The 24464-nt window shown below is 74.8% G+C and carries 21 protein-coding genes and 1 tRNA gene; 5 read left to right on the top strand and 17 right to left on the bottom strand.

Features of this window, described 5'->3' with window-relative positions; all coding sequences use genetic code 11:
* The first annotated feature begins 212 nt into the window (after positions 1-212).
* Positions 213-1907 (top strand): formate--tetrahydrofolate ligase, encoded by a 1695-nt coding sequence (locus CYJ76_RS07800; RefSeq protein ID WP_101849771.1) that lies wholly within the window; start codon positions 213-215, stop codon positions 1905-1907.
* A 72-nt stretch (positions 1908-1979) separates the two neighbouring features.
* Here CYJ76_RS07800 and polA read toward each other — a convergent pair whose 3' ends face one another.
* Positions 1980-4706 (bottom strand): DNA polymerase I, encoded by a 2727-nt coding sequence (gene polA, locus CYJ76_RS07795; protein ID WP_070704803.1) that lies wholly within the window; start codon positions 4704-4706, stop codon positions 1980-1982.
* Between the two features lie 79 nt (positions 4707-4785).
* Here polA and CYJ76_RS07790 point away from each other — a divergent pair, with 79 nt between their 5' ends.
* On the top strand, positions 4786-5235 hold the full coding sequence (locus CYJ76_RS07790; RefSeq protein WP_379804916.1) for a PaaI family thioesterase: 450 nt from the start codon (positions 4786-4788) through the stop codon (positions 5233-5235).
* 59 nt (positions 5236-5294) lie between these two features.
* Here the strand turns inward: CYJ76_RS07790 and CYJ76_RS07785 are convergent.
* The 11 genes from CYJ76_RS07785 to CYJ76_RS07735 all read right to left on the bottom strand — a co-directional run bounded on the left by CYJ76_RS07785 (position 5295) and on the right by CYJ76_RS07735 (position 15996).
* A tRNA-Leu gene (locus CYJ76_RS07785) sits at positions 5295-5377 on the bottom strand.
* Between the two features lie 64 nt (positions 5378-5441).
* On the bottom strand, positions 5442-6857 hold the full coding sequence (gene pyk, locus CYJ76_RS07780; RefSeq protein WP_101849747.1) for a pyruvate kinase: 1416 nt from the start codon (positions 6855-6857) through the stop codon (positions 5442-5444).
* 33 nt (positions 6858-6890) lie between these two features.
* Positions 6891-7736 carry a prolipoprotein diacylglyceryl transferase gene (lgt, locus tag CYJ76_RS07775; protein ID WP_101849746.1) on the bottom strand — a complete coding sequence of 282 codons (846 nt, stop codon included), beginning with the start codon at positions 7734-7736 and terminating at the stop codon, positions 6891-6893.
* Complete coding sequence (locus CYJ76_RS07770) at positions 7733-8536, bottom strand: DsbA family protein (protein ID WP_101849745.1); 804 nt, start codon at positions 8534-8536, stop codon at positions 7733-7735. The genes lgt and CYJ76_RS07770 overlap by 4 nt, the downstream gene beginning before the upstream one ends.
* A 14-nt stretch (positions 8537-8550) precedes the next feature.
* Positions 8551-9435, bottom strand: a complete 885-nt coding sequence (trpA, locus tag CYJ76_RS07765) for a tryptophan synthase subunit alpha (protein WP_101849744.1) — start codon at positions 9433-9435, stop codon at positions 8551-8553.
* Entirely contained in the window at positions 9432-10688 is a 1257-nt protein-coding gene (trpB, locus tag CYJ76_RS07760; protein ID WP_101849743.1) for a tryptophan synthase subunit beta, read from the bottom strand. The genes trpA and trpB overlap by 4 nt, the downstream gene beginning before the upstream one ends.
* Positions 10685-11515: an indole-3-glycerol phosphate synthase TrpC gene (gene trpC / locus CYJ76_RS07755; RefSeq protein ID WP_101849742.1), complete on the bottom strand. Its 831-nt coding sequence runs from the start codon at positions 11513-11515 to the stop codon at positions 10685-10687. The genes trpB and trpC overlap by 4 nt, the downstream gene beginning before the upstream one ends.
* A complete protein-coding gene (locus CYJ76_RS07750; protein ID WP_070703729.1) occupies positions 11512-11766 on the bottom strand; it encodes an HGxxPAAW family protein in 255 nt (84 codons plus the stop codon). Before CYJ76_RS07750 ends, trpC begins: the two co-directional genes overlap by 4 nt.
* Positions 11767-11810: 44 nt before the next feature.
* Positions 11811-12356 carry a Trp biosynthesis-associated membrane protein gene (locus CYJ76_RS07745; RefSeq protein ID WP_101849741.1) on the bottom strand — a complete coding sequence of 182 codons (546 nt, stop codon included), beginning with the start codon at positions 12354-12356 and terminating at the stop codon, positions 11811-11813.
* Positions 12353-14170, bottom strand: a complete 1818-nt coding sequence (locus CYJ76_RS07740; RefSeq protein ID WP_101849740.1) for an ABC transporter ATP-binding protein — start codon at positions 14168-14170, stop codon at positions 12353-12355. The genes CYJ76_RS07745 and CYJ76_RS07740 overlap by 4 nt, the downstream gene beginning before the upstream one ends.
* Positions 14167-15996: an ABC transporter ATP-binding protein gene (locus CYJ76_RS07735; RefSeq protein WP_101849739.1), complete on the bottom strand. Its 1830-nt coding sequence runs from the start codon at positions 15994-15996 to the stop codon at positions 14167-14169. The genes CYJ76_RS07740 and CYJ76_RS07735 overlap by 4 nt, the downstream gene beginning before the upstream one ends.
* A gap of 137 nt (positions 15997-16133) precedes the next feature.
* Here CYJ76_RS07735 and CYJ76_RS07730 point away from each other — a divergent pair, with 137 nt between their 5' ends.
* Genes CYJ76_RS07730 through CYJ76_RS07720 form a run of 3 tightly spaced genes read left to right on the top strand, consistent with a single transcriptional unit; the run spans position 16134 to position 18641 of the window.
* The gene (locus tag CYJ76_RS07730; RefSeq protein WP_101849738.1) at positions 16134-16823 is read left to right on the top strand and encodes a TIGR03085 family metal-binding protein; all 690 of its coding nucleotides are present in this window, start codon (positions 16134-16136) and stop codon (positions 16821-16823) included.
* A 16-nt stretch (positions 16824-16839) separates the two neighbouring features.
* On the top strand, positions 16840-17454 hold the full coding sequence (locus CYJ76_RS07725; protein WP_083323676.1) for a nucleoside/nucleotide kinase family protein: 615 nt from the start codon (positions 16840-16842) through the stop codon (positions 17452-17454).
* The gene (locus tag CYJ76_RS07720; RefSeq protein ID WP_070705705.1) at positions 17451-18641 is read left to right on the top strand and encodes an FUSC family protein; all 1191 of its coding nucleotides are present in this window, start codon (positions 17451-17453) and stop codon (positions 18639-18641) included. The genes CYJ76_RS07725 and CYJ76_RS07720 overlap by 4 nt, the downstream gene beginning before the upstream one ends.
* Before the next feature lie 32 nt (positions 18642-18673).
* On the opposite strand, the gene CYJ76_RS07715 is transcribed toward CYJ76_RS07720, so the two are convergent.
* The 5 genes from CYJ76_RS07715 to CYJ76_RS07695 are packed head-to-tail and all read right to left on the bottom strand — an operon-like array spanning position 18674 to position 24461.
* Positions 18674-19144, bottom strand: a complete 471-nt coding sequence (locus CYJ76_RS07715) for a PH domain-containing protein (protein ID WP_101849736.1) — start codon at positions 19142-19144, stop codon at positions 18674-18676.
* Positions 19141-19842 carry a ribulose-phosphate 3-epimerase gene (gene rpe, locus CYJ76_RS07710; RefSeq protein ID WP_101849735.1) on the bottom strand — a complete coding sequence of 234 codons (702 nt, stop codon included), beginning with the start codon at positions 19840-19842 and terminating at the stop codon, positions 19141-19143. The genes CYJ76_RS07715 and rpe overlap by 4 nt, the downstream gene beginning before the upstream one ends.
* A complete protein-coding gene (locus tag CYJ76_RS07705; protein WP_238138191.1) occupies positions 19839-21416 on the bottom strand; it encodes an RsmB/NOP family class I SAM-dependent RNA methyltransferase in 1578 nt (525 codons plus the stop codon). The genes rpe and CYJ76_RS07705 overlap by 4 nt, the downstream gene beginning before the upstream one ends.
* The gene (gene fmt, locus CYJ76_RS07700; protein ID WP_101849770.1) at positions 21409-22362 is read right to left on the bottom strand and encodes a methionyl-tRNA formyltransferase; all 954 of its coding nucleotides are present in this window, start codon (positions 22360-22362) and stop codon (positions 21409-21411) included. Before fmt ends, CYJ76_RS07705 begins: the two co-directional genes overlap by 8 nt.
* An 11-nt stretch (positions 22363-22373) precedes the next feature.
* Positions 22374-24461, bottom strand: a complete 2088-nt coding sequence (locus tag CYJ76_RS07695; RefSeq protein ID WP_238138190.1) for a primosomal protein N' family DNA-binding protein — start codon at positions 24459-24461, stop codon at positions 22374-22376.
* Positions 24462-24464: the final 3 nt, after the last annotated feature.

The raw sequence follows: 24464 nt of genomic DNA, 5'->3' as shown, positions 1-24464 counted from the left end.
CGCAGGTGTGCTCGGGGTCCGGATGGACAGGTACTCGAGTCGTCTCTCCCCGCTGGACGCACTCCGGTGCCCCTCGTCGGGACAGGTCGCAGAGCGTGCACGGGTCGGACCCGGTGATCCTACCGTCACCCTCCGCGCTGCCCAAACCGGGCCGATGACGGGTGCGCACGACCCCCTGCCGCCACGAGTCGGGCTGGGGCAGGATGACCGGCATGACACCGCTGCCGTCTGACATCGAGATCGCCCGCGCCGCCCAGCTGCGCCCCCTGCCCGAGGTGGGCGCCGACATGGGCCTGCCCGAGGACCTGCTGGAGCCCTACGGCCGCCACGTGGCCAAGGTGGACCTGGCCGCCGTGGATCGCTTGGCTGACCGCCCTCGTGCCCGCTACGTGGTGGTCACCGCCGTGACGCCCACCCCCTTCGGCGAGGGCAAGACCACCACCGCCGTCGGCCTGGCCCAGGGCATGGCCAAGGAGGGCCACTCCCCCGTGCTCGCGCTGCGCCAGCCGTCGCTCGGCCCGGTGTTCGGCATCAAGGGCGGGGCGGCCGGGGGCGGCTACTCGCAGGTGGTGCCCATGGAGGTGCTCAACCTGCACCTCACCGGCGACTTCCACGCCGTCACCGCCGCACACGACCTGCTGGCCGCCATGGTGAGCAACCACCTGCACCACGGCAACGAGTTGGGCCTGCACACCATCGACTGGCGCCGGGTGATGGACGTCAACGACCGCTCGCTGCGCGCCGTCATCGAGGGCAACGGCGGCCCGGCCGACGGCGTGACCCGCCAGTCCGGCTTCGACATCACCGCCGCCAGCGAGGTCATGGTGATCCTCGCCCTGGCCACCTCGCTGGCCGACCTGCGCGAGCGCCTCGGACGCATCGTGGTGGGCTGGACGAAGGCCGGCGAGCCGGTGACCGCCGAGGACCTCAAGGCCGCCGGCGCGATGGCCGTGCTGCTCAAGGACGCGCTGAAGCCCAACCTGCTGCAGACCCTGGAGGGCACGCCGGTGCTCATCCACACCGGCCCCTTCGGCAACATCGCCACCGGCAACTCCTCGGTGGTGGCCGACCAGGTGGGCTCGCGGACCGGCGACTACCTCATCACCGAGGCCGGGTTCGCCGCCGACATGGGCGCCGAGCGCTTCTTCAACGTCAAGTGCCGCGCCACGGGGCTCACCCCGGACGCCGCGGTCGTGGTGGTCACGGTCCGCGCGCTCAAGGCGCACTCCGACCGCTTCGAGGTGAAGGTGGGCAAGGAGCTGCCGCCGGAGATGCGAACCGAGGGCCCGGCGGACGTGGAGGCCGGCGCGGGCAACCTGCGCAAGCACATCGAGATCATCCAGAGCTTCGGCGTGCAGCCGGTGGTGGCCATCAACGCCTTCCCCACCGACCACGAGAGCGAGCACGAGGTGATCCGCCGCGTCGCCACCGAGGCCGGGGCGCGCGTGGCCGTCTCCACCCACGTGGCCGACGGTGGCGAGGGCGCCCGCGAGCTGGCCCGCGCCGTGGCCGAGGCCTGCGAGGACGAGGTGACCTTCACCCCCACCTACGAGCTCACCGACTCCCTGGAGACCAAGCTCGAGAAGATCGCCACCAGCGTCTACGGCGCCGACGGCGTGGACATCGCCCCGGCCGCCGCCAAGGCGTTGGCGCGCTACACCGAGCGCGGCTACGGCGACCTGCCGGTGCTCATCGCCAAGACGCAGATGTCGCTGAGCCACGACCCCACGCTCAAGGGTGTGCCCACCGGCTGGCGCCTGCCCATCCGCGAGGTGCGCCTGGCCGCCGGCGCCGGCTACGTCTACGCGCTGGCCGGGTCGATCATGACGATGCCGGGGCTCTCCAAGCACCCCGCCGCCGAGCGCATCGACCTCGACACCGAGGGGAACGTGGTCGGCCTCTTCTGAGCCGGCCCGGCACGGCGGCGGCCACGGTGGGGTTCCCACCGTGGCCGCCGCCGCGTCCGCCCGTGTGCGCGCTCAGTGCGCGGCGTCGTGCCAGCTGCGCCCGGTGCCGATGCTCACGTCCAGCGGCACGTCGAGCTCCACGGCCGAGCCCATCGCCTCGCGGACCAGCTGCTCGGTGGCCTCGACCTCGCCGGGCGCGACCTCGAGCACCAGCTCGTCGTGCACCTGCAGCAACACCCTCGAGCGCAGGCCCTCGGCGGCCAGACGGTCCTCCACCCGGAGCATGGCCAGCTTCATGAGGTCGGCCGCCGAGCCCTGGATGGGGGCGTTGAGCGCCATCCGCTCGGCCATCTCCCGGCGCTGCCGGTTGGTGCTGGCCAGGTCCGGCAGCGGACGACGGCGGCCCAGCATCGTCTGGGTGTAGCCGACCTTGCGGGCCTCGTCCACCACCTCGCGCAGGTAGTCGCGCACGCCGCCGAAGCGGGCGAAGTACTCGTCCATGAGCGCGGTGGCCTCGGGCGTGCTGATGCCGAGCTGCTTGGACAGGCCGAAGGCGCTGAGCCCGTAGGCCAGGCCGTAGGACATCGCCTTGACCTTGGCGCGCATCTCGGGGGTCACCTCGTCGGCGGGCACGCCGAACACGCGCGCGCCGACGAAGTCGTGCAGGTCCTCGCCCTCGTTGAAGGCCTGGATGAGACCCGCGTCGCCGGAGAGGTGCGCCATGATGCGCATCTCCACCTGGCTGTAGTCGGCGCTCATGAGCTGCTCGTAGCCCTCGCCCACCACGAACACCTCGCGGATGCGGCGCCCGGCCTCGGTGCGGATGGGGATGTTCTGCAGGTTGGGGTCCACGCTGCTCAGGCGCCCGGTGGCCGCGATGGTCTGCTGGTAGGTGGTGTGGATGCGGCCGTCCTCGTCCACGGACTTCTGCAGGCCCTGCACGGTGGAACGCAGGCGCGTCACGTCCCGGTGGCGCAGCAGCGCGGACAGGAAGGCCTCGGCGGCCGAGCCCTCCTCGGCCTGGGCGCTGAGCCACACCAGCGCGTCGGCGTCCGTGGTCCACCCGGTCTTGGTCTTCTTGGTCTTGGGCAGCCCCAGGCGTTCGAAGAGCACCTCCTGCAACTGCTTGGGCGAGCCGAGGTTCACCGAGTCGTCCTCGATGGCGGCGTGCGCGTCGGCCTGGGCGGCGGCCACCTGCTCGGCGAAGTCCTCCTCCAGCGCCGCCAGCTGGTCGCTGTCCACCGCGATGCCGGTGGCCTCCATGGTCACCAGGTGCCGGGCCAGCGGGATCTCCAGGTCACGGGCCAGCCCGGCGGCACCCACGGCCTCGACCTCCTGGGCGAGCACCGGGGCCAGCTCGCGCACGGCCACCGCGCGGATCGCCGCGGTGCGGGCGGCGGTGGTGAGGCCGTCGGTGGAGCCGTCCACCTCGCTGGCGTCGAACAGCGCCTCGGCGCCGCCGTCCTCCTCCACGGCCGGCAGCTCGCGCTGGAGGTGGCGCAGGCACAGGTCCGCGAGGTCGTAGGAGCGCTGGTCGGGGCGCACCAGGTAGGCGCTCAGGGCGGTGTCCACGGCCACGGCGTCCAGCTGCAGCCCGATGACCCGCGCCCCGTGCACCACGCGCTTGAGGTCGTGCACGGCCAGGTGCTCCGCCCCGGCGGTGAACAGGCCCTGCAGCGCCTCCTCGTCGGCAGGGGTCCGGCCGGCCAGGTCGAACCACCCGGTGACCGCGTCGTCGCCCTCGCCGGCCGCCAGCGCGATGCCGGTGGGCTCGGTGCGGTGCCGCCCGGCCACCGACGGTGGGGCGGGGAAGACCATCTCCAGCCCCACCAGGCCGGTCCCGTGCGCCGCGATCCAGTCCGCCAGCGCGCCGGGGGCCACCAGCTCAGCCTCCACCTCCAGGGCGTCGGCGGTCTCGGCGCCCTCCTGCCCGAGGTACTCGAACATCCGGTCGCGCAGCACCCGGAACTCCAGGGCGTCGAACACCTCGTGCACCTTCTCGCGGTCGAAGGTGTCCCACGCGGTGTCGTCGAGGGCCAGCGGCAGCTCCACGTCGCGCACCAGCTGGTTGAGGCGGCGGTTGCGCAGCACCTGGTCCAGGTGGTCGCGGAAGGACTGCCCCGCCTTGCCCTTGATGGTGTCCGCGGCGTCCACGATGCCGCCGAGGTCGCCGTGCAGGCCCAGCCACTTGGCCGCGGTCTTGGGCCCCACGCCGGGAACGCCGGGCAGGTTGTCGGCCGACTCCCCCACCATCGCGGCGAGGTCCTGGTAGCGCTCGGGGCGCACCCCGTACTTCTCCTCCACGGCCTCGGGGGTCATGCGGGCCAGGTCCGAGACGCCCTTGCGCGGGTAGAGCACGGTGGTGCGATCGTCCACCAGCTGCAGCGCGTCGCGGTCGCCCGAGCAGATGAGCACCTCCATGCCCTGCTGGCCGGCCTGCGTGGCCAGCGTGGCGATGACGTCGTCGGCCTCGAAGCCCTCCACGCCCACGTGCGCGATCCCCATCGCGTCGAGCACCTCCTGAACCAGCGAGACCTGCCCGGCGAACTCGTCGGGCGTCTTGGCGCGGCCGGCCTTGTACTCGGCGTACTCCTGCGTGCGGAAGGTCTGCCGGGAGAGGTCGAAGGCCACTGCCACGTGGGTGGGCTGCTCGTCACGCAGCACGTTGATGAGCATGGAGGTGAACCCGTACACCGCGTTGGTGTGCTGCCCGGTGGCCGTGGAGAAGTTCTCCGCGGGCAGGGCGAAGAAGGCGCGGTAGGCGAGCGAGTGTCCGTCGAGCAGCAGCAGGCGAGTCACGCGTGGCAGCCTAAGCCCCTGCACCGACACCCACCGGCCCGCCCGGCACGCACCGACCACAACCGCCCCAGGAGGCCCCGTGACCGACAGCACCCCGCAGTCCCAGACCCCGAACGCCGTGGCCGAGGAGCTCTCGCGCGTCTTCTCCCTCGGCCCCGGCGCGCTGGCGCAGAAGATGGGCATCGAGATCACGCACGCCGATGCCGACCGCGTGGAGGCCTCGATGCCGGTGGAGGGCAACACGCAGCCGTACGGTCTGCTGCACGGCGGGGCGAGCGTGGTGCTCGCCGAGACCGTCGGCTCCATCGCGGCCGCCCTCCACGCCGGGCCGCAGCGCGCCGCCGTCGGCGTGGACATCAGCGCCACCCACCACCGTGCCGGGCGCACCGGGCACGTGCACGCCGTGGCCACCCCGCTGCACCGCGGTCGCACGACGGCCAGCTACGACATCGTCATCACCGACGACGCCGGCAAGCGGGTGTGCACCAGCCGTCTCACCTGCTCGCTGCTCAGCGCGCCCAAGGGCTGAGCGCTCCGTGCACACGGACGCCCGCCACGACCATCTGGTCGGGCGGGCGTCTCGTCGGGTGCCGGCGGCGGGATTCGAACCCGCACGCCCTTGCGGGCAGAGCATTTTGAGTGCTCCGTGTCTGCCGTTCCACCACACCGGCGCGCGGCGCGGGCCAGTGTAACGGCGGAGCCCCGGCCGCTCCGGCCCCCCGCGCACCGGTGCGCTCAGCCCTCCCCGCCGAGACGGTGGACGCGCAGGGTGTTCACGCTCCCCGGCACACCGATGGGGGTCCCGGTCACCACCACCACGAGGTCCCCCGCGGTCAGCCCCTCCTGCCCGGCCAGGGCGGCGTCCACCTGCTCCACCATCTCCTCGACGCCGCCGACCTGCGGCACGAGCACCGGCCGCACGCCCCAGGTGAGCGCCAGCCGGCGCCGCACCGCCGGGTCGGGCGTGAAGGCCCACAGCGGCTCCGCCGGACGCGTGCGGGCCAGGCGCCGGGCCGACGACCCGGTGGTGGTGAACACGACGAAGCCCGCCGCCCCCACCTGGTGGCCCACCTGCACCGCCGCCGAGGTGACCGCCCCGGTGACCGTGTCCGGCACCTGCGCCAGGACCCGCATCCGCTGGAGGCCGTGCTCCTCGGTGCTGGCGATGATGCGCGTCATCACCTCCACCGCCTCCACCGGGTGCTCCCCCACGGAGGTCTCCGCCGAGAGCATCACGGCATCCGCGCCGTCCAGCACCGCGTTGGCGCAGTCCGAGGCCTCGGCGCGCGTCGGGCGGGGGTTGTGCACCATCGACTCCAGCACCTGCGTGGCCACGATGACAGGCTTGGCGCGGCGACGGGCGAGGTCCACCATCCGCTTCTGGGCCACCGGCACGTCCTCCAGCGGCATCTCCACACCCAGGTCGCCGCGGGCCACCATGATGCCGTCGAACGCCTCCACCACCTCCTCGAGGCGCTCCAGGGCCTGCGGCTTCTCGATCTTGGCCACCACCGGCAGCCGGCGGCCCACCTCGTCCATCACCGCGTGCACGTCCTGCACGTCCTGCGGCGACCGGACGAACGACAGCGCCACGAGGTCGACCTCCTGGTCGAGCGCCCACCGCAGGTCCGCGGCGTCCTTCTCCCCCAGTGCCGGCACGCTGACGGCCACCCCCGGCAGGTTGATGCCCTTGTGGTCGCCCAGCTCGCCGCCCACCTCCACCGTGGTCACCACGTCGGTGTCCGTGACCTCGGTGGCCCGCAGCTGGAGTGCGCCGTCGGCCAGCAGCAGGGTGTCGCCGGGCTCCACGTCGCCGGGCAGGCCCGCGTAGGTGGTGGAGACCTCCTCGGCCGTGCCCTCGACCTCACGGGTGGTCAGCGTGAAGGTCTGGCCGGCGGTGAGCTCCACCGGCCCGTCGGCAAAGGTGCCGGTGCGGATCTTGGGCCCCTGCAGGTCCACGAGCACTGCCAGGGCCCGGCCGGACTCGGCCTCCAGGCGCCGCAGCGTGGCGATCCACCCGGCCATCTCGGCGTGGTCGCCGTGCGACATGTTGAGACGGGCGGTGTCCATGCCGGCCTCCACGAGCCGGCGCAGGACCGGCTCGGTGCAGGTGGCGGGGCCCAGGGTGCAGACGATCTTGGCGCGACGCATGGGGCCCATCCTGTCGTGGACGGGCCCCCTGGGTCACACGCGTGCGCGGCTCGGCTCGCCGGAGCGCCCGGCCCGCCAGTAGAGGAACGCGCCGAGGGCGAACACCGCCGCGGAGACCCACACGTTCACGCGCTGGCCCAGGAAGGTGTTGGCCTCGTCGGTGCGCATCATCTCGATGAAGAAGCGCCCCAGCGTGTAGAGCATCAGGTACAGCCCGGCCACCTGCCCGGCGGCGAAGGAGCGGATGCGGTCGAGCCACAGCACGAGCCCCGCCATCGCCAGGCACCACAGCGCCTCGTAGAGGAAGGTCGGGTGGAAGGTTCCCAGCACCATCGGGTCGCCCGTGGCGTCCACCCGGGCCCGGCCGGCGGACTGGTCCCAGGCGTGGATGGTGAGACCCCACGGCAGGTCCGTGGGGCCGCCGTAGAGCTCGTTGTTGAACCAGTTGCCGAACCGGCCCAACGCCTGCGCCACGAGCAGCCCGGGCACCACGGCATCGGCGAAGGAGCCGAACGACCAGCCGCGGCGGCGGCAGCACAGCCACGCCCCCACGGCACCGAGGGCCACGGCGCCCCAGATGCCCAGGCCGCCCTCCCAGACGGCGAAGGCCTTGAGCGGCTCGCCCCCCTCGCCGAAGTACGCCTCCGGCGAGGTGATGACGTGGTACAGCCGCCCGCCGACGAGCCCCAGGGGCAGCGCCCACATGGCCACGTCGAGGACGTCGTCGGCCGCACCGCCCCGGGCCACCCAGCGACGGGTGGTCAACCACAGGGCCGCGCCCACGCCCAGCAGGATGCACAGGGCGTAGGCGCGGACCGGGAGGGGCCCCAGCCACCACACGGACTGGGTGGGGCTGGGGATGGATGCCGGTGGGGTCACTTCGTGGCCGAGGCGTCGGACTTCTTGGGAGCACCGGCCTCGTCGAGCTTGGCGATGAACTCCTCCTTGTCGCCGAATTCGAAGAGCTCACCGTTGAGGTAGTAGGTCGGGGTGCCCTTCACGCCAACCTCATTGGAGTACGCCTCGGCCTTCAGGGCGAACTCACGGTAGGTCCCGTCGTCGACACACTTCTCGAAGGTCTTCAGCGCGTCCCCCTGGATGCCGGCATCCTTGCCAAACTTCTTGAGGTCATCGTCTGTGTATCCCTCACCCTCCGGGGGCTGATTGGCGAAGATGGCGTCGTGGTACTCGCGGAACTTGCCGGCGTCCTGCGCGCAGTAGGCGGCCGACGTGGCTCGCTCGGAGTTCTCACCGGGGATGCCACCGTCGAGGAAGGTCTTGGGGTGGTAGGTCACCTGGAGCTTGCCCTCGTCGACACGCTTGCTGATCTCATCGCCCAAGGCATCCTCGTAATCCTTGCAAATCGGGCACTGGAAGTCCTCGAAGATGGCGAGTTCCGGGCGGCCTGCCTTACCCACGACCACACCGGTCTTGTCGGCCTTCATTCCCTTGGGCGTCTTGGCCGGGGCGGCCGACCCATCGCCCGACGAGGTGGAGGTGCTGCTCTCGTCGGAGGAGGGCTTGTCGTCCTTCTTGCCGAAGGCCCAGATGCCCACCACCACGAGGGCGGCGACGAGCAGGGCGGCGATGAGGGCGATGAGCGCCTTGCTCACGCCCCCGCCGGAGGAGTTCTTCGGTCGGTGGGCGCTGCTGGGGCGGGGCGAGGTGTCCACGGGCATGCGAGTTCTCCTGATCAGTGGTCCAGGGCGCCGGCCAACTCACGCACCAGCGCCGTCATGCGGGGGAAGGTAGGAACGGAACCTGACTGCCCGCTGGGAGCCGATGCTCCCACGGAGGCGGTGTCCGGAGCGGCGGGGTCCGCCTCGCGCGCCGCGTTGCCGTCCAGGCCGCTGTCGGCCCCGAGCGCGGCAACGACCGCCGACCCGACGATCACGCCATCGGCGTAGCGCGCGACCTCACGGGCCTGCTCGCCGGACGACACGCCCAGACCCAGCCCGATGGGCAGGTCGCTCACGGCACGGATCCGCTCCACCACCTGCTCGGCGGCGTGGGAGACCGTGGCCCGGGCGCCGGTGACGCCCATGGTGCTCGCGGCGTAGACGAAGCCGCTGCACGCCGCCGTGATGGTGGCCGCCCGCTCCGGGGTGGTGCTCGGCGCCACGAGGTGGGTGGTGGCCAGAACGTGCTCCGCGGCCGCGGCGTGCCAGGCACCGGCGGCCTCGGGCGGCAGGTCCGGCAGGATCACACCTGCCACCCCGGCCCCGGCCAGCTCGCCGGCGAGGCGCTCCACGCCCCGGGCCAGCAGCGGGTTCCAGTAGCTCATGACCACCGGCACGCCCCCGGCGTCCACGACGGCGCGGGCGCACTCCAGGGCGTCGTCCACGCTGGCCCCCTGCTCGAGGGCGCGGTCGGCGGCGTCCTGGATGACGGGGCCGTCCATGACCGGGTCGGTGTACGGGATGCCGATCTCGATGACGTCGGCGCCGGCCTCCACGGCGGCCACCATCGCGGCCCGGGAGGTCTCCACGTCGGGGAAGCCCACCGGCAGGTAGACCACCAGGGCCGCCCGGCCCGCCTCGCGGCAGGCGGCGAAGCGCTCGTCCAGCAGGTTGCTCATGCCTCGACCCCCTGTGCAGGGTTCTCGTCGGTGTCCTCGTCGCCCTCGGGGTGGGCCTCGCCGTCGGCGTCCACGAGCCCGAACCAGCGGGCCGCGGTGTCCACGTCCTTGTCGCCGCGCCCGGAGAGGTTCACCAGCACCACGCCCTCGGGGCCCAGGCGGCGCGCCTCCTCGACCGCCCCGGCCACGGCGTGCGCGGACTCGATGGCGGGGATGATCCCCTCGGTGCGGCACAGCAGCCGGAAGGCGTCCATCGCCTCGGTGTCGGTCACGGCCACGTACCGGGCGCGCCCGGTGGTGTGCAGGTGGCTGTGCTCCGGGCCGACACTCGGGTAGTCCAGACCGGCGCTCACCGAGTGGGTCTCCAGGGTCTGGCCACCCTCGTCCTGGAGCACGTAGGTGGCGGCGCCATGGAGCACGCCGGGGCGGCCCGTGGCGAAGCGCGCCGCGTGCCGGCCGGTGTCCACCCCGTCGCCGCCGGCCTCGCAGCCGACGAGCTCCACCTCGGTGTCGTCGAGGAAACCGGAGAACAGGCCGATGGCGTTGGAGCCGCCGCCCACGCAGGCGACGGCCACGTCCGGCAGGCGCCCGACCGCAGCGAGGACCTGCTCGCGGGCCTCGGCGCCGATCACCTCGTGGAAGCGGCGCACCATCGTCGGGAAGGGGTGCGGGCCGGTGACGGTGCCCAGCACGTAGTGGGTGGTGTCCACGCTGGCGACCCAGTCGCGCATGGCCTCGTTGATGGCGTCCTTGAGCGTGGCCGAGCCGTGCTCGACGGCCACCACCTCGGCGCCCAGCAGCTGCATGCGGGCGACGTTGAGGGCCTGGCGGCGGGTGTCCACGGCACCCATGTAGACCACGCACTCCAGGCCGAGGAGGGCCGCGGCCGTGGCGGTGGCCACGCCGTGCTGGCCGGCGCCGGTCTCGGCGATGACGCGCGTCTTGCCCATCCGCTCGGCGAGCAGCACCTGGCCGAGCACGTTGTTGATCTTGTGCGAGCCGGTGTGGTTGAGGTCCTCGCGCTTGAGGAAGATCCGCGCGCCCCCCACGTGGGCGGACAGGCGGCGGGCCTCGGTGAGCGGGCTCGGGCGGCCGGTGTAGGTGGCGTGCAGGCCGTGCAGCTGGGCCACGAACTCCGGGTCGGCCAGGGCGCGCTCGAACTCGGCGTCGAGCTCGGTGAGGGCCGCGGTGAGCGCCTCGGGCACGTAGGCGCCGCCGAACTCGCCGAACTGCGGGCTGAAGAGGTCCGTCATCGGCTGGTTCCTCCCATCGGGTCGGAGGGGGTGGGGTCGGCCGGGGCGGCACCCGCCGCGACGAGCCCCGCGGCGGCCGCGGCCGGGTCGGCGGCGGTGACCAGCGCCTCGCCCACGAGCACGGCGCGGGCACCGGCGGACACGGCGGTGCGCACGTCCTGCGGGGTGCGGATGCCGGACTCGCTCACGGCCACCACGCCACCGGGCACCTGCGGCACGAGGCGGGCGGGGGTGGCAGGGTCCACCTCGAGGGTCTTCAGGTTGCGGCTGTTCACGCCGATGATGCGGCTGCCCACCGTGATGGCGCGCTCGAGCTCCTCCTCGTCGTGCACCTCCACGAGGGCCTCCATGCCGAGCTCGTGCGTCAGGGCCAGCAGGTCGGCCAGGAGGGGCTGGTCCAGGGCGGCCACGATGAGCAGCACGAGGTCGGCCCCGGCGGCGCGGGCCTCACGGACCTGGTACTCCCCGACGAGGAAGTCCTTGCGCAGCAGCGGCGTGTCCACCGCGGCGCGGACGGCCACGAGGTCCTGCAGGGACCCGCCGAAGCGGCGCTCCTCGGTGAGCACGGAGATGGCCGCGGCCCCGGCGCCGGCGTAGGTGCGGGCCAGGTCGGCCGGCTCCCCGATCGGCGCCAGGTCGCCCTTGCTCGGGCTGCGGCGCTTGATCTCCGCGATGAGCGAGGCGCCCGGCGTGCGGAGAGCCTCCAGGACGGGGCGGGGCGGGGCCACCGCGGCCTCGCCCAGGGCGTTCAGGGGCACTGCACGCTCTCGTGCGGCGACGTCCTCGCGGACGCCGTCGACGATGGCGTCCAGCACCGTGCCGCTCACTGGCCGTGCTTGCTGCCGAACCCCATCTTGGCCATGATCGGCCAGGCGAGCGCACCGACGACGGTGAGGGCCACACCGGCGTAGGTCATCACGTCGTTCGGCAGCACGATGCCCAGCGCGATGACGACGGAGCCCACGATCATGAGGATCGTGCCGGTCCACGCCGCGGTGCTGTGGCCGTGGTCCTCGTGGACCTCCGGCGGCTCGGGCAGACGGGTGGGGTGCTGCGGGGCGTGCGGGGCCTGGGTCATGGGTGTTCCTCTCGGGACGTGCGGGTTGCGCTCGGGTCAGTATCTCAGGTCGGGTCCTCGCCGCGGCTGAGGCTGTCCCACAGGGGCTCCTCCGTCCGGGTCGCCTGCCCCCGGCGCTCGTACCGGGCGCCGAGTCCCTGCCAGCGGGCCACCAGGACGGCCACGCCCACCAGGGCGAGCAGGACACCGAGCAGGGCCGCCACCCAGGGCGCCCAGGAGGCGGTCGCGTCGGCGTGCACCGCAGCGCCGCCGGCCAGGCCCCAGTCCTCGGCCGCGCGGGCGGTGACCGGCCCCTCGGGGTCCAGCAGCAGGGCGGCCGCCGCCCAGGCCACGGCCAGCCCCGAGAGCGTCACCACCACCCCGGCCACCCGGCGCGCCACCGGCCCCAGGAAGGCGGCGACGAGCAGGCCCGCCACGGCGGTGAACAGAGCGGGGCGCACCAGGCTGCTGGCCTCGGAGCCCGTGAGCTCCACCGGAGCACCGCCCCCGAGACCCCCGCTGGGCGTCCCGGACACCCAGGTGGTCGTCAGCAGCACGCCCAGCAGGCCGCACAGGGCCAGGCCGGTCAGCACGACACGGGACTTGGTCATCTCACGTCCTCTCGCTGCGCCGCCCAGGAGGCGTGCAGGCGTTGGTAGGTCGGGCTCGCGGCGAGCACCTCGCGGTGGTGCCCCACCGCCTCGACGTGGCCCGAGTCCATCACGACCACCACGTCGGCGTTCTCGGCGGTCGACAGACGGTGCGCGATGGCCACGGACGTGCGCCCCTGCGTGAGCTGCTCGAGCGCCCGCTGCACGCGCACCTCCGTGCCGGGGTCGACCGCGGAGGTCGCCTCGTCGAGCACGAGCAGGTCCGGGTCGGCCAGCCGGGCCCGCAGCAGGGCGACGAGCTGACGCTCCCCCGCCGAGAGCGACTCCCCGGCCTGCCCCACGGGGGTCCCCAGGCCCGCCGGCAGGGTGTCCACCCAGTCCCGCAGGTCCAGCTCGTCGGCCGCCGCCAGCAGCTCGGCGTCGGTGGCCTCAGGCGCGGCGAAGCGCAGGTTCTCCGCGAGCGTGGTGTCGAAGAGGAAGCCCTCCTGGGGCACGAGCACGATGCGCCGCCGCAGCGAGGCGAAGGTGATCTGCCGCAGGTCCACGCCGTCGAGGCGCACCGCGCCCTGGGCCGGGTCCTGCAGCCGGGTCATGAGCTTGGCCACGGTCGTCTTGCCCGACCCCGTCTCCCCCACGATGGCGTGCCGCCGCCCGGCCTCGAAGGCCAGGTCGACCTCGTGGAGCACCCGCCCGCTGCGGGGGTAGGCGAAGGACACCCCCTCGAAGGTCACGGTGGCCGGGCCGCGGGGGCTCTCGACGCCGTCCGCGGGGCCGGCCACGTCGGCCGGGGTGTCGATGATGCCGATGACGCGCCGCCAGCAGGCCACGGCGTTCTGCAGCTCGTTGAGGATCTCCGTGGCCTGGTTGACCGGGGCGGTGAACAGCTGCACCAGGAAGACGAAGGCCACCATCTCGCCGAGGCTGATCCAGCCGCGCCCCACGAGCAGGGCGCCCACGCCCACCACCGCGGCCACCGCGACGCCGGAGGAGAGCATGCCCAGGGTGAAGACGGTCACGGTGCGGGTCTGGGCGCGGACGGCCGCGGCCCGGTGGGCGAGCACCGCCTCGGTGGTGCGCTCCCGCGTGACCTGCTGGATGCCGTAGGCCCGGATGGTGGAGGCGCCGGCGATCGACTCGGTGATGGCGCCCAGCATGGTGCCGACCCGCTCGCGCACCCGGGTGTACCCGCGTCCCACGAACGGCTGCAGGCGGCGGATGCCCAGCAGCATCGGGAGGAAGGTCAGCCACACGGTCAGGGCGAGCCACGGGCTGTAGAGCACCATGAGCACGGTCACGGCCAGCACCTGCCCCACGGACAGGATGAGCATGATGCCGCCGAACTGCACGAACTGGCTGATGGTGTCGACGTCACTGGTCACACGGGAGACCAACGCGCCGCGCCGCTCCGTGCTCTGGGTGAGCACCGAGAGGTCGTGGATGTGGCGGAAGGCGCGGGTGCGCAAGGTGGCCAGCCCGCTCTCGGCCGCCGTGAACAGCCGCACGTTGACGGCGTAGGTGGCCGCCGAGAGCAGCACCACCACCAGGGCCGTGGCGCCGGCCATGAGCAGGGTGTACCGGACATCGGGGCCGCCCTCGGCGAGCAGCCCGTGGTCGGTGCCCTGCTGCACGGCCACGGGCACCGCGAGGCGACCGAGGGTGGCCAGCCCCGCGAGGAAGAGCGTGAGCCCGAACCCGCGCGTGAGCTCCGGGGAGAGCGCGAGGCCACGTCGGACCGTGGCGAGCGTCCCCGCCTCGGAGACACCGATCCGCGACCCACGGCCCTGCTCGAGAGGTTCCTGCGTCCGCGTGCTCATGCCCGGCCCCCGTCCTGCTCCTGCCGCTGGGCGTGGTCGACGGCGTAGGCCCCCACCACGCGGGCGTAGCCGGGCTGGCTGGCCATGAGCTCGGCGTGAGAGCCGGTGGCCACCACCCGGCCGTCCTCGAGGTAGGCGACCGTGTCCGCCAGCGCAATGGTGGCCATGCGGTAGGCCACTACGAGCACCGTCATGCCCGCCCGGGCCTCCCGCAGCCGGGAGAGCACGGCCTGCTCCACCGCCGGGTCGAGGGCGCTCGTGGCGTCGTCGAGGACGAGGAACCGCGGGCGGCGGACCACGGCGCGGGCCAGGGCGATGCGCTGGCGCTGACCGCCGGAGAGCGAGCCGCCCCGCTCCCCCACCTGCTGGTCGAGCCCGTCGGGCAGGGCGCGCACGAAGTCGGCCGCCTGTGCGAGCTCCAGGGCGGCCCAGAGCTCCTCGTCGCCGAGGTCGGCGCCCAGGGCCACGTTGAAGCGGACGGTGTCGTCGAAGAGGAAGGCCGTCTGCTCCACCAGGGAGGCCGCCCCCACGAGGGCCTCGGGCGCCACCTCCTCCAGCGGCACCCCGTCGTACTCGATGGTGCCCGCGGTCGGCCGCACGAGTCCGAGCGCCGCCGAGGCGAGCGTCGACTTCCCCGCCCCGGTGGCCCCCACGAGCGCCACCGTGGAGCCCGCCGGCAGGTCGAGGTCCACGCCCCGCAGCGCCGGGTCGTCCGAGGCGTCCTCGTGGGCGTGGACGAGTCCGCGCACGCGCACCGCGAGCCCGCCCGTCCCCGGCAGCCGGCGGGTCCCGGCCGCCGGACCGGTCGGGGCCGTGAGCACGGCCTGCACCCGTCGCCAGCCCACCGCCGATGCCGGGGCCTCCGAGAGCGTCCAGCCCAGGGCCCGCACCGGCATGGCCATCATGGTGAACAAATAGGCCACCTGCACCACCTCGCCGGTGCTCACGTGCCCGTGGGACGCCCGCCAGGTGCCCACCACGAGCACGGCCAGGGTGCCCACCTGCGGCAGGGCCTCGATGAGGGGGTCGAACAGGCCACGGACCCGGCCCATGGAGACCGCCGCGTCGCGCAGGTCGGTGGCGCTGGCACCGAAGCGCCCGGCCTCGGCGTCCTCCCGCCCCATCGACTTCACGAGCAGCCCGGCCTCGAAGCTCTCGTGCGCCACCCGCGAGACCTCGCCGCGCAGCTCCTGGGTGGTCTGCGCCCGGGGCGACATCACCCGCTGGTACCAGATGTTCAGCGCCGCCAGCACGGGGAAGACGACGGCCCCCACCGCGGCCAGCAGGGGGTCCACCAGGTTCATCGAGACCCCCGCGAAGACCAGCAGGAAGAGCACTCCGACGAACATGGGCAGGGGCATGAAGATGCGCCAGGTGGTGTCGACGTCGGCGTTGGCGTTGCTCAGCAGCTGCCCGCCCGGGTGCCGCCGGTGCCACGAGAGCGGCAGGCGCAGGTAGGCGTCCGTGACGAGCCGCCGGTAGGTGGCACCCAGCCGGAAGGTCACGAGGCCCGCCGAGAGGCGCCGCACCAGCATCGAGGCCGCCTGGAGGAGGTAGGCGCCCAGGACGACGGCGAAGCCGGTGAGGGCCGCCCGCCAGGTGACCGAACCCTGCCCGGCGGCCGGCTCGACGACGTGCTCCACCGCCCAGCCGACGGCGCGGGAAACCCCGACGATGGACCCCGCCCAGACCACGGAGCCGAGCACGGCCAGGGTGAACCAGCCGGGCTCCCGGCGGATGCCGCGCCACACCACCGCGAGGGCCTCCACGCCGGAGACCTGCTCCGTGAGCAGGTCGGTGGACGACCGGCCGGTGGCGACGCGCACGAGGGACCTCCGTGGACAGGTGGGTGACGTGGACCTCACACTCTCACGCAGCACCGACGACCTCCTGCGGGAGCCCTCCCAGCCGGCGCCCGGGCACCGTCCAGCAGGTTGTCGGTCGGCGGTGACAGGATGGCCGCATGGCTCCCACCGCGTCCGCGAACCCGTCCTCCGACACCCGCCCGAGCACCGCCGCCCTGGTGGAGCGCGAGCGTGCCGCCCTCGTGGCCACGCTGCGCTCGCTGGGCCCCGACGCCCCCACGCTCTGCGAGGGGTGGACCACCCGCGACATGCTCGCCCACATGGTGGTGCGAGAGCGCCGTCCCGACGTGCTGCCCGGCATCGGGCTGCCCGGCCCGGCCCGCTCCCACACCGCCGCGGTGCAGGACGAGTTCGCCGCCCGGGACTGGGGAACCCTGCTGGCCACCTTCTCCCGTGGGCCCGCACCGTGGATGCCCTTCGCCCTGCCCGGCGTGGGACCGGCCATCAACATCGCCGAGTACGTGGTGCACCACGAGGACGCGCGCCGCGCCACCCCGGGCTGGGAGCCCCGGGAGGACGCCGATCTCCAGCAGGCCGCCTGGGCCGCGGTCTCCCGGGCCGCGCGCCTGACCCACCGCAAGGCGCCGGTGGGCGTGGTGCTCGTGGCCCCCGGCACCGGGCGGGCCGCCGTGCGCCGTCCCCCGGCGGGGCGGAACACCGTGGTGGTGACCGGGGAGCCGGTGGAGCTGCTGCTCTTCTCCTTCGGCCGCGAGGACGCCGCCCGCGTGACCCTCGAGGGCGACCCGGCCGACGTGGCGGCCCTGCGCGCCCACCGGCGGGCCCTCTGAGGTGGGTGCCGACCCGGTGACCGCCGCGGCCGTCCGGGAGACCTGGGCGGCCGTGGCGCACCGGGTGGGTCGGGGGCGTCCGGTGCTCGTGGCCGTCGACGGACGCTCCGGCTCCGGCAAGACCACCTACGCGGCCCACCTCCGCGCCCACGCCGCCGAGCGGTTGGGCGTGCCCACCGACCACGTGGGGCTGGTGGCCGTGGAGGAGCTCTACCCCGGCTGGGAGGGGCTCACGGCGGCCCCCGCGCTGCTCGACTGGCACGTGCTGCGCCCCCTGCGGGAGGGCGCCACCGCGGTGACCTGGCCCCGCTGGGACTGGGCGGTCGAGCGGTACACCGCCCTGGGCCGGATGGATCTGCCGCCCACCGGTGTTGTGGTGGTGGAGGGTGTGGGCTGCTCGGCCCCACCGGCCCGTGGGGCCTACGACCACGTGGTCTGGCTGCAGGCCCCCGCCGATCTGCGGCGCACCGCGGTGGCACGGCGCGAGGACGCCACCAGCACCGCGCCCGGCACCCCACCATGGTGGCACGGCTGGGCCCGGGCCGAGGACCGGCTGCTGGCCGCCCACCCCCCGCACCACGACCAGCTCGTGGAGCGGTCAGGCGTCGACGAGGAGAGGAGCAGGGCGTGAGCGGAACGCCGGTCCGGCGGACGACCACCGGCAGCATCAGGGTGCAGGGCGAGGCCGCCCGGCAGCTCCGGGCCTTCGAACGCGCCCGGCGCTGGTCGGCCTCCGCCGCCCGTCGCCGCCGTGACCACCTCCAGGAGCGGATACTGCCCATCCTCCAGGCCTCGGCGGGTGCCGGCATCGCGTGGTGGGTGGCCCACCACGTGTTCGGTCACGAGGCCCCGATCTTCGCCGGCGTGGTGGCCGTGGTCTGCCTGGGCATGAACTTCGGGCAGCGCATCACCCGGGCCCTGGAGATCACCGCCGGCGCCGCCACCGGCATCTTCACCGGCGAGCTCATCCTCCACTTCCTGGGCGCGGGGGCGTGGCAGACCGCCCTCATCGCCATGCTCGCGATGGTGGCCGCCTCGGTCTGGGGAGCCGGCAGCCTGCTCACCATCCAGGCCGGCGTGCAGGGCGTGGTGGTGGCCACGGCCACCGTGCTGCCCGGTGGGGCGTTCTCCCGCTGGGTCGACGCCGTCATCGGCGGGCTGGTGGCCGTGGCCATCGCGGCCCTCAACCCGATGTCGCCGCTGCACAAGCCGCGCCGCGTGGCGCGCCGCCTCACCCGGGAGGTCTCCCGCCTGCTCGACCGCACCGCGCACGGCCTGAGCGAGCGCGACGAGAAGATCGTCGGCGAGGCGTTGCGCGACGCCCGCTACACCGACCGGCTCATCAGCGAGATGCGCAGTCAGGTGGAGGAGGGCTCGGCCATCGCCCACACCGTGCCCTGGCAGTGGCGCCGTCGCCGCGACCTGCGCGGCATGGACCGGCAGGTCACGGCACTGGACCGGCTGGTGCGCAACGCCCGCGTGCTGGTACGCCGCGCCGACGTGGCCATCCTCGAGGGGGAACCCGTCCCGCACGCCTACGTGGAGCTCGTGGCCGAGGCCGCCGACGTGGCCGCCCTGCTCGTCGACGCCCTGGACGACCCGGACTCGATGGGGTCGGTGCGCCTCGAACTCGGCGAGCTCGCCGAGCTGAGCAACCACCAGGCCGACGACCCCTCGCTGAGCGCCGAGGTGATCCGCGCCCAGGTGCGCTCCATCATCGTGGACATGTACATGGTCACCGGGCTGTCCTACGGCGAGGCACGGGTCCGCGTGCCCTCCCGCTACCGGGACCGCCACGCCGCCCGCGACGAGGACTGAGCCGCTCCGTCCGCAGCGCGGGCCTCCGCGCCTCAGCCGCGCAGCGCCTGGACGATGCCGGCCAGGCGGCTCGCCTCGGCCTGCGAGACGGCCTCCCCGTCAGCGGCCTGCACGGCCATGACGGCGAGGTCCTCCTGCCCACCGGTGCGCTGCAGGCGCACCCACGGGTCGCCGGGGGTGAAGACCACACCGCGCACCTCGGACCACTCGACGCGCTGCGTGGTGAAGAGGTTGCGCACGGTCATGCCCTGCCGGTCCGGCACCGCGCGGATCATCGCGTAGCGCCACAGGAAGGCCGCGATGCCCAGGCCGGCCAGCACGGTCATCGTGCGGTCCACCGGGGTGAACCCGGGCGCGAGCACGGCGATGGCGGTGAACATCACCACGAGTACCACCGCCGAGCCCATGGCCACCCACCGGCCGCGCCGGGGCACGAAGGGGCGCAGGGCGTCCGGGGTGGGCGCGGCGTCGGGCGCGGCGTCGGGCGCGGACCGGCGGCTCATCGGCCGCTCCCCGGCTCGCCGTCGCCCTGGCTGCGCGCCCCTCGCAGGGCACCCACCCGCAGGTCGGCGATGGCGCCGGCCACGTCGTCACCGCGGAACACGGCCGACCCGGCCACGAACACGTCGGCCCCGGCCGCGGCGGCGTCGACCACAGTGTCGGCGTCCACGCCGCCGTCCACCTGGATCGCCAGGTCGAGCCCGGACTCCCCCACCGCCCGGCGCACCTCGCGCACCACCTCGAGCTGGTCGTGCATGAACGACTGCCCGCCGAAGCCGGGCTCCACGGTCATCACCAGCACCATGTCCAGCTCGGGCAGCAGGTCGGCGTAGTCCGCGAAGGGGGTGCCCGGCTTGAGCGCCATCGCGGCGCGGGAGCCGGCCGAGCGCAGGTCGCGCGCCAGCTGGCGGGGGTCGCGGCTGGCCTCCACGTGGAAGGTCACCGAGTGCGCGCCGGTCTCGGCGTAGCGCGGTCCCCACTGGTCCACCTCCTCGATCATGAGGTGCAGGTCCAGCGGCACCGGGGTCACCTTCTGCAGGGCCTCCACCACCGGCAGGCCGATGGTGAGGTTGGGCACGAAGTGGTTGTCCATGACGTCCACGTGGGCGGCGTCGGCGCTCACGATGCGCTGCAGCTCGGCCCCCAGCCGCGTGAAGTCGCTGGCCAGGATGCTGGGGTGGACGTGCAGGGGGCGGGTCATGAGGCCTCCGGGGTGCGGCGCAGCAGGGCGATGTACATGGCGTCGGTGCCGTGGACGTGCGGCCACAGCTGCACCGAGGTGGCACGGGCACCCTTGGCGCCGGCCGCCACCTCGAGCTCGGCGTCCGCCAGGGCGGGGGCCACCTCGCGCAGCACGGGCGCCACCTCCAGCAGCTCCGCGTCGCCCCTGCGGGCCACCACGTCGTCCACCACCACCGAGGTCTCGGCCGGGTGGGGTGAGCAGGTCACGTAGGCCACCACTCCGCCGGGGCGCACCGCGTCGAGGGCTCCGCCGAGGAGCGCACGCTGCGTGGGGGCCAGCTGGGCCAGGTCGGCCGGTTGGCGGCGCCACCGGGCCTCCGGGCGGCGGCGCAGCGCCCCCAGCCCGGTGCACGGCACGTCCACCAGGACACGGTCGAAGGCGTCCCGGTGGGCGGTGGCGTACTCGGCGCCGTCGCCGACCACCACCTCCACCTCGGGCTGGTCGGCCTCGGGCACGTTCACCGGGTGCAGGGCACGCTCCACGAGGTCGGCGCGGTGCTGGTGCACCTCGTTGGCCACGAGGCGTGCACCACGGCGGTGCGCGGTGGTGGCCAGCAGGGCAGCCTTGCCGCCGGGGCCGGCGCACAGGTCGAGCCAGGCGCCGGTGTCCTCACCGAGGGTGGGGGCGCCGGCCAGCGCGAGGGCGGCGAGCTGGGAGCCCTCGTCCTGCACACCGGCGCGGCCCTCCTCCACGGCACGGATCCCGCCGGGAGCGCCCTCGGTGAGGGTCACCGCGGTGGGCGCCCAGCGGCCGTCCTCCACCGTGGGCTGCTCGAGGAGCTCGTCGACCTCCACCCAGCCGGGTCGGGCCACCAGGGAGACCAGCGCCGGGGTGTTGTGGCTCTCCAGCAGCGCCTCCACCTCCTCGGCGGGGCGGCCGCGGTCGAGCAGGCCGGCCATGAGGGCACGCACCATCCACGTGGGGTGGGAGTGGCGGGCGGCGAGCAGGTCGGGACCGGACAGGCCCTCGGTGACCTCGTCCATCCACGCCTCGGCGTCCTTCTCGGTCATGCGGTGCATGGCAGCGTTCACCAGGCGGGCCGGGCCGGAGCCGTTGACCCACCGGGCCAGGGCCACGGTCTGGTCGGCCGCCGCGTGGGGAGGCACCCGCATCGAGAGGGCCTGGTGGGCGCCCAGCCGCAGGGTGCGCAGCAACTCGGGGTCCAGGCCCTCGACCTCGCGGCCCGTGGCCCTGGCGATGACCAGGTCGTAGAAGCCCTGCCTGCGCACCGTGCCGAAGGCCAGCTCGGTGGCGAACGCGGCGTCGCGGCCCGAGAGGCGGAAGCGGCGCATCACGTGGGGCAGCTCGAGGTTGGCGTAGGCCCCCTCGTCGACGCCCCCCAGCAGGTGCCAGGCGGCGGTGCGCGGGGCGTCGGCCTTGCGGGAGCGCTGCCGGGGGGCGTGGGCGCTGCGCCCGTGCTCGCCGCGGGGGCCGCCCTCGCGGCGCTGGCCCTGCGGGCCACCTCGCCGCTCGCCCCGGCGGTCGTCCCGGCGGGGCCCGCCCCGGGACCGGGTGATCTCCTGCTCAGCCACCGAGGACCTCCTCATCGTCGAAACGGGCACCGCGTGCCCAGGCGTCGGCATCCATCTCCTGCTTGCCCGGCGGTTGCACGCTGACGAGGCGCAGCGCGCCGGCCGCGGTGCCGACCAGCACCGCCCCCTCGCGCACGGTGATGCGGCCGGGCGCCAGGTCGGTCACGGCCGGGCCGGCTGCGGCACGCAGCACCTTGAGGCGGTTGCCCCGGAAGGTCGTCCACGCCCCCGGCGCCGGGGAGCACCCGGCCACGGTCCGCGCCACGGCGAACGCCGGGAGCGCGAAGTCGAGCTCCGCCTCCGGCACGGTCAGCTTGGGCGCACGCGAGACCCCCTCGGCCGGCTGGGCGATCGGCTGCAGCGAGCCGTCCACGAGGCCCAGGAGGCTCTGCGTGAGCAGCGGCGCCCCGGCGTGGGCCAGACGGTCCAGCAGGTCGCCGGCGGTGTCGGTGGGGCGCACGGCCTCGGTGAGCGTGCCCAGCACGGGGCCGGTGTCCATGCCCTCGTCGAGCACGAAGGTGGTGGCCCCGGTGATCTCGTCCCCGGCCATGAGCGCGCGCTGCACCGGCGCCGCCCCCCGCCAGGCGGGCAGCAGGCTGAAGTGCAGGTTCACCCAGCCGTGCGCGGGCACCTGCAGCACCGATGCCGGGAGCAGCGCGCCGTAGGCCACCACCCCGGCCACGTCCGGCGCCAGCTCGCGCAGGGCCGCCAGGGTGTCGTCCTCCCACGGCCGGTCGCTCTCCAGCACCGGCAGGCCGAGCTCGGTGGCCCGCTCCTTGACCGGGCTGGGGCGCACCTTGCGGCCGCGCCCCACGCGGGCGTCGGGCCGGGTCAGCACCCCCACCACCTCGGGTCGGTCGGGTCCGTCCGCTGCCCGGCCGGCGGCCACGAGGTGGTCCAGGGCGGGCAGGGCGACGTCCGGGGTTCCGGCGAAGAGGATGCGCACGAGGAGCAAGTCTACGGAGCCACCCAGTCCTCCGGGTCGACGGTCATCACCAGCTGTCCCGTGGCGCGGCGCGCGGACCGGTGGGCGCGCAGGTCGTGGGCCGTGCGGGCCAGCTCGGCGTGGTGCGCCCACGGCACGCGCACCCAGGCCTGGGCGGCCTGCTCGGGGTCGAGGTCGTCCCACCGGCTGGGCAGGGCCGCGGCACCCACCGGCACCGGCCCCACCACCTCGGCGGCGTCCAGAGCGGCGGTGAACTCCTGCAGGGACCCCTCGACGTCCTGCCGGTGCCCCACCAGGTGCACCAGCGAGACCGCGGGCGGCAGGTGCGCCTGGGTCCGTTCGGCCAGCAGGCGGCGGGCGTACCAGACCGGGTCGCGCCGCACCATGGCCTCCACGGCGTCGATGCCGGCGTGGGCGGGCACGCCGCACAGCACGATGCCGGGCCCGTCCGGGCGCACCGAGGCCGTGCCGGAGACCCACCGCCGCAGGGCCTGCGCCTCGGCATCGGCCACCGGCAGCTCCAGGGTCACCGCACCGTCCAGCACCAGGGCCGCCGCCCACCCGGCCTCGGGGCGGGGCTCCACGCCCGGCGTGGCGATGACCAGCGCCGGCTCGGGCCCCACCGTGGCCACGCGGGAGGCGGCGGTGCTCGTCACCACCCGCACCCCGGGGAAGGCGCGGCCCAGCTCGTGGGCGGTGCGCTCCGTGCCCGGCGCGGCAGGACGCCACCGCTGGCCCCCGCACCGGGTGCAGGCCCAGTGACGGGGCGCCTCGCCGCAGGTGCCGCACTGCGGTGGCTGCCCCGCGCCCGGCTGCACCAGGTGCCCGGGGCACAGGTGGCAGGCGGCCGCGGTGCCGCACTCCCGGCAGCGGACCGCCCCCGACCACCCGGTGCGTGGCACCTGCACGAGCACCGGCCCGTGCTGCAGGGCACGCTGGGCGGCCTGCCAGGCCACCGAGGGGATCCGCGCCCGCCGGGCCGCGGCGTCGCGCTCCTGGTCCACCCCCTCGCCGGCCACGTGGACCCGCGCCGCGGCCCGGGCGGCCCGCGCAGCCGGCGCGAGGTCGGCCATCCGCCCGGACTCCACCCAGGACTGCACGCGGGCGGTGCGCGTTGGCCCGGCCGAGACCAGCGCGGCGCCCTCGATGCGGGCGCGCGCGGCGGCCACCTCCCGCACGTGCGGGCGGGGCGTGCGCGGCTCGGACCAGGACCCGTCGCCGTCGTCCCACCAGGCCACCACCCCGAGGTCGGCCACCGGGGCGAAGGCCGCCGACCGCGTACCCACCACCAGGCGTGCGTGCCCCAGCAGCACCCGCACCCAGGCGGCGTAGCGCGCCCGCGGACCCTGCGAGGCGGTGAGTCCCACCAGCCCTCCCAGCACGGCCTCGGAGCGGGTGCCGGCGAGGTCGAGCACGGTCTGCACGTCGGCGTCGTCGGGCACCAGCAGGAGCGCGCCCCGCCCGGAGGCCGCCGCGGCCACCGCGAGGTCCAGCAGCCCGTGCGCCCAGTGGCGCGCGGGGTCGCCCCCGTCGGGCGTGGCCACCCAGGCGGCGGCCGGGTGCTCCCCTGCCGCGATGCGGGCCAGCAGCGCCCCGGCGGCCGGCACGCCGGTCCACGCGGGTCCCGGGGTCGGGGCGACGGGCCGCTCGACGGGCCCCGGCTCCCCCAGGGCGAGGGCTGCCCTCTCCTCGGTGGCGTGGCGCGCCGGGACGGCCAGGCGCACCACGTCGGCCACGGTGCCGCCGTAGTGGGCCGCGACGGCCGCACAGGTGGCGTGCAGGGCGGGCGTGAGCACGGGCAGCGGCGAGACCACCGAGCGCAGCGGCGAGAGCTGGCCGGGGTGGTCGCTGGCGGTCAGGCGCTCGGTGATCCACCCGTCCTCGGTCCGCCCTGCCAGGGTGACGGTCACTCGCGCGCCGGGCACCGCGTCGTCGTCGAGGTCGGCCGGCACCACGTAGTCGAACGGCCGGTCCAGGTGCGGCAGGCCGCCGGAGACCAGCACCCGGGCCACCGGGTGCGAGGCGGCCAGCTCCCCCACCCCCGGCGGGGCCGTGCGCTGCACGGCCAGGCCGGGGACCGGGAGCAGGCCCTCCTCCACGGC

This window comes from Kytococcus schroeteri, assembly GCF_002847825.1.
Classification (GTDB): domain Bacteria; phylum Actinomycetota; class Actinomycetes; order Actinomycetales; family Dermatophilaceae; genus Kytococcus; species Kytococcus schroeteri.
Note: the sequence above shows the minus strand (reverse complement) of the source record. Positions and strands in the feature narration are given on the sequence as shown.

Coding starts and splice junctions, on each gene's coding strand:
- CYJ76_RS07745 (WP_101849741.1), bottom strand. CDS start 12,356: ATGACCAAGTCCCGTGTCGTGCTGACCGGCCTGGCCCTGTGCGGCCTG.
- rpe (WP_101849735.1), bottom strand. CDS start 19,842: ATGACCCGCCCCCTGCACGTCCACCCCAGCATCCTGGCCAGCGACTTC.
- CYJ76_RS07715 (WP_101849736.1), bottom strand. CDS start 19,144: ATGAGCCGCCGGTCCGCGCCCGACGCCGCGCCCGACGCCGCGCCCACC.
- CYJ76_RS07750 (WP_070703729.1), bottom strand. CDS start 11,766: ATGACCCAGGCCCCGCACGCCCCGCAGCACCCCACCCGTCTGCCCGAG.
- trpB (WP_101849743.1), bottom strand. CDS start 10,688: ATGACGGACCTCTTCAGCCCGCAGTTCGGCGAGTTCGGCGGCGCCTAC.
- CYJ76_RS07770 (WP_101849745.1), bottom strand. CDS start 8,536: ATGCCCGTGGACACCTCGCCCCGCCCCAGCAGCGCCCACCGACCGAAG.
- pyk (WP_101849747.1), bottom strand. CDS start 6,857: ATGCGTCGCGCCAAGATCGTCTGCACCCTGGGCCCCGCCACCTGCACC.
- CYJ76_RS07730 (WP_101849738.1), top strand. CDS start 16,134: ATGGCTCCCACCGCGTCCGCGAACCCGTCCTCCGACACCCGCCCGAGC.
- trpA (WP_101849744.1), bottom strand. CDS start 9,435: ATGAGCAACCTGCTGGACGAGCGCTTCGCCGCCTGCCGCGAGGCGGGC.
- CYJ76_RS07800 (WP_101849771.1), top strand. CDS start 213: ATGACACCGCTGCCGTCTGACATCGAGATCGCCCGCGCCGCCCAGCTG.
- CYJ76_RS07740 (WP_101849740.1), bottom strand. CDS start 14,170: ATGAGCACGCGGACGCAGGAACCTCTCGAGCAGGGCCGTGGGTCGCGG.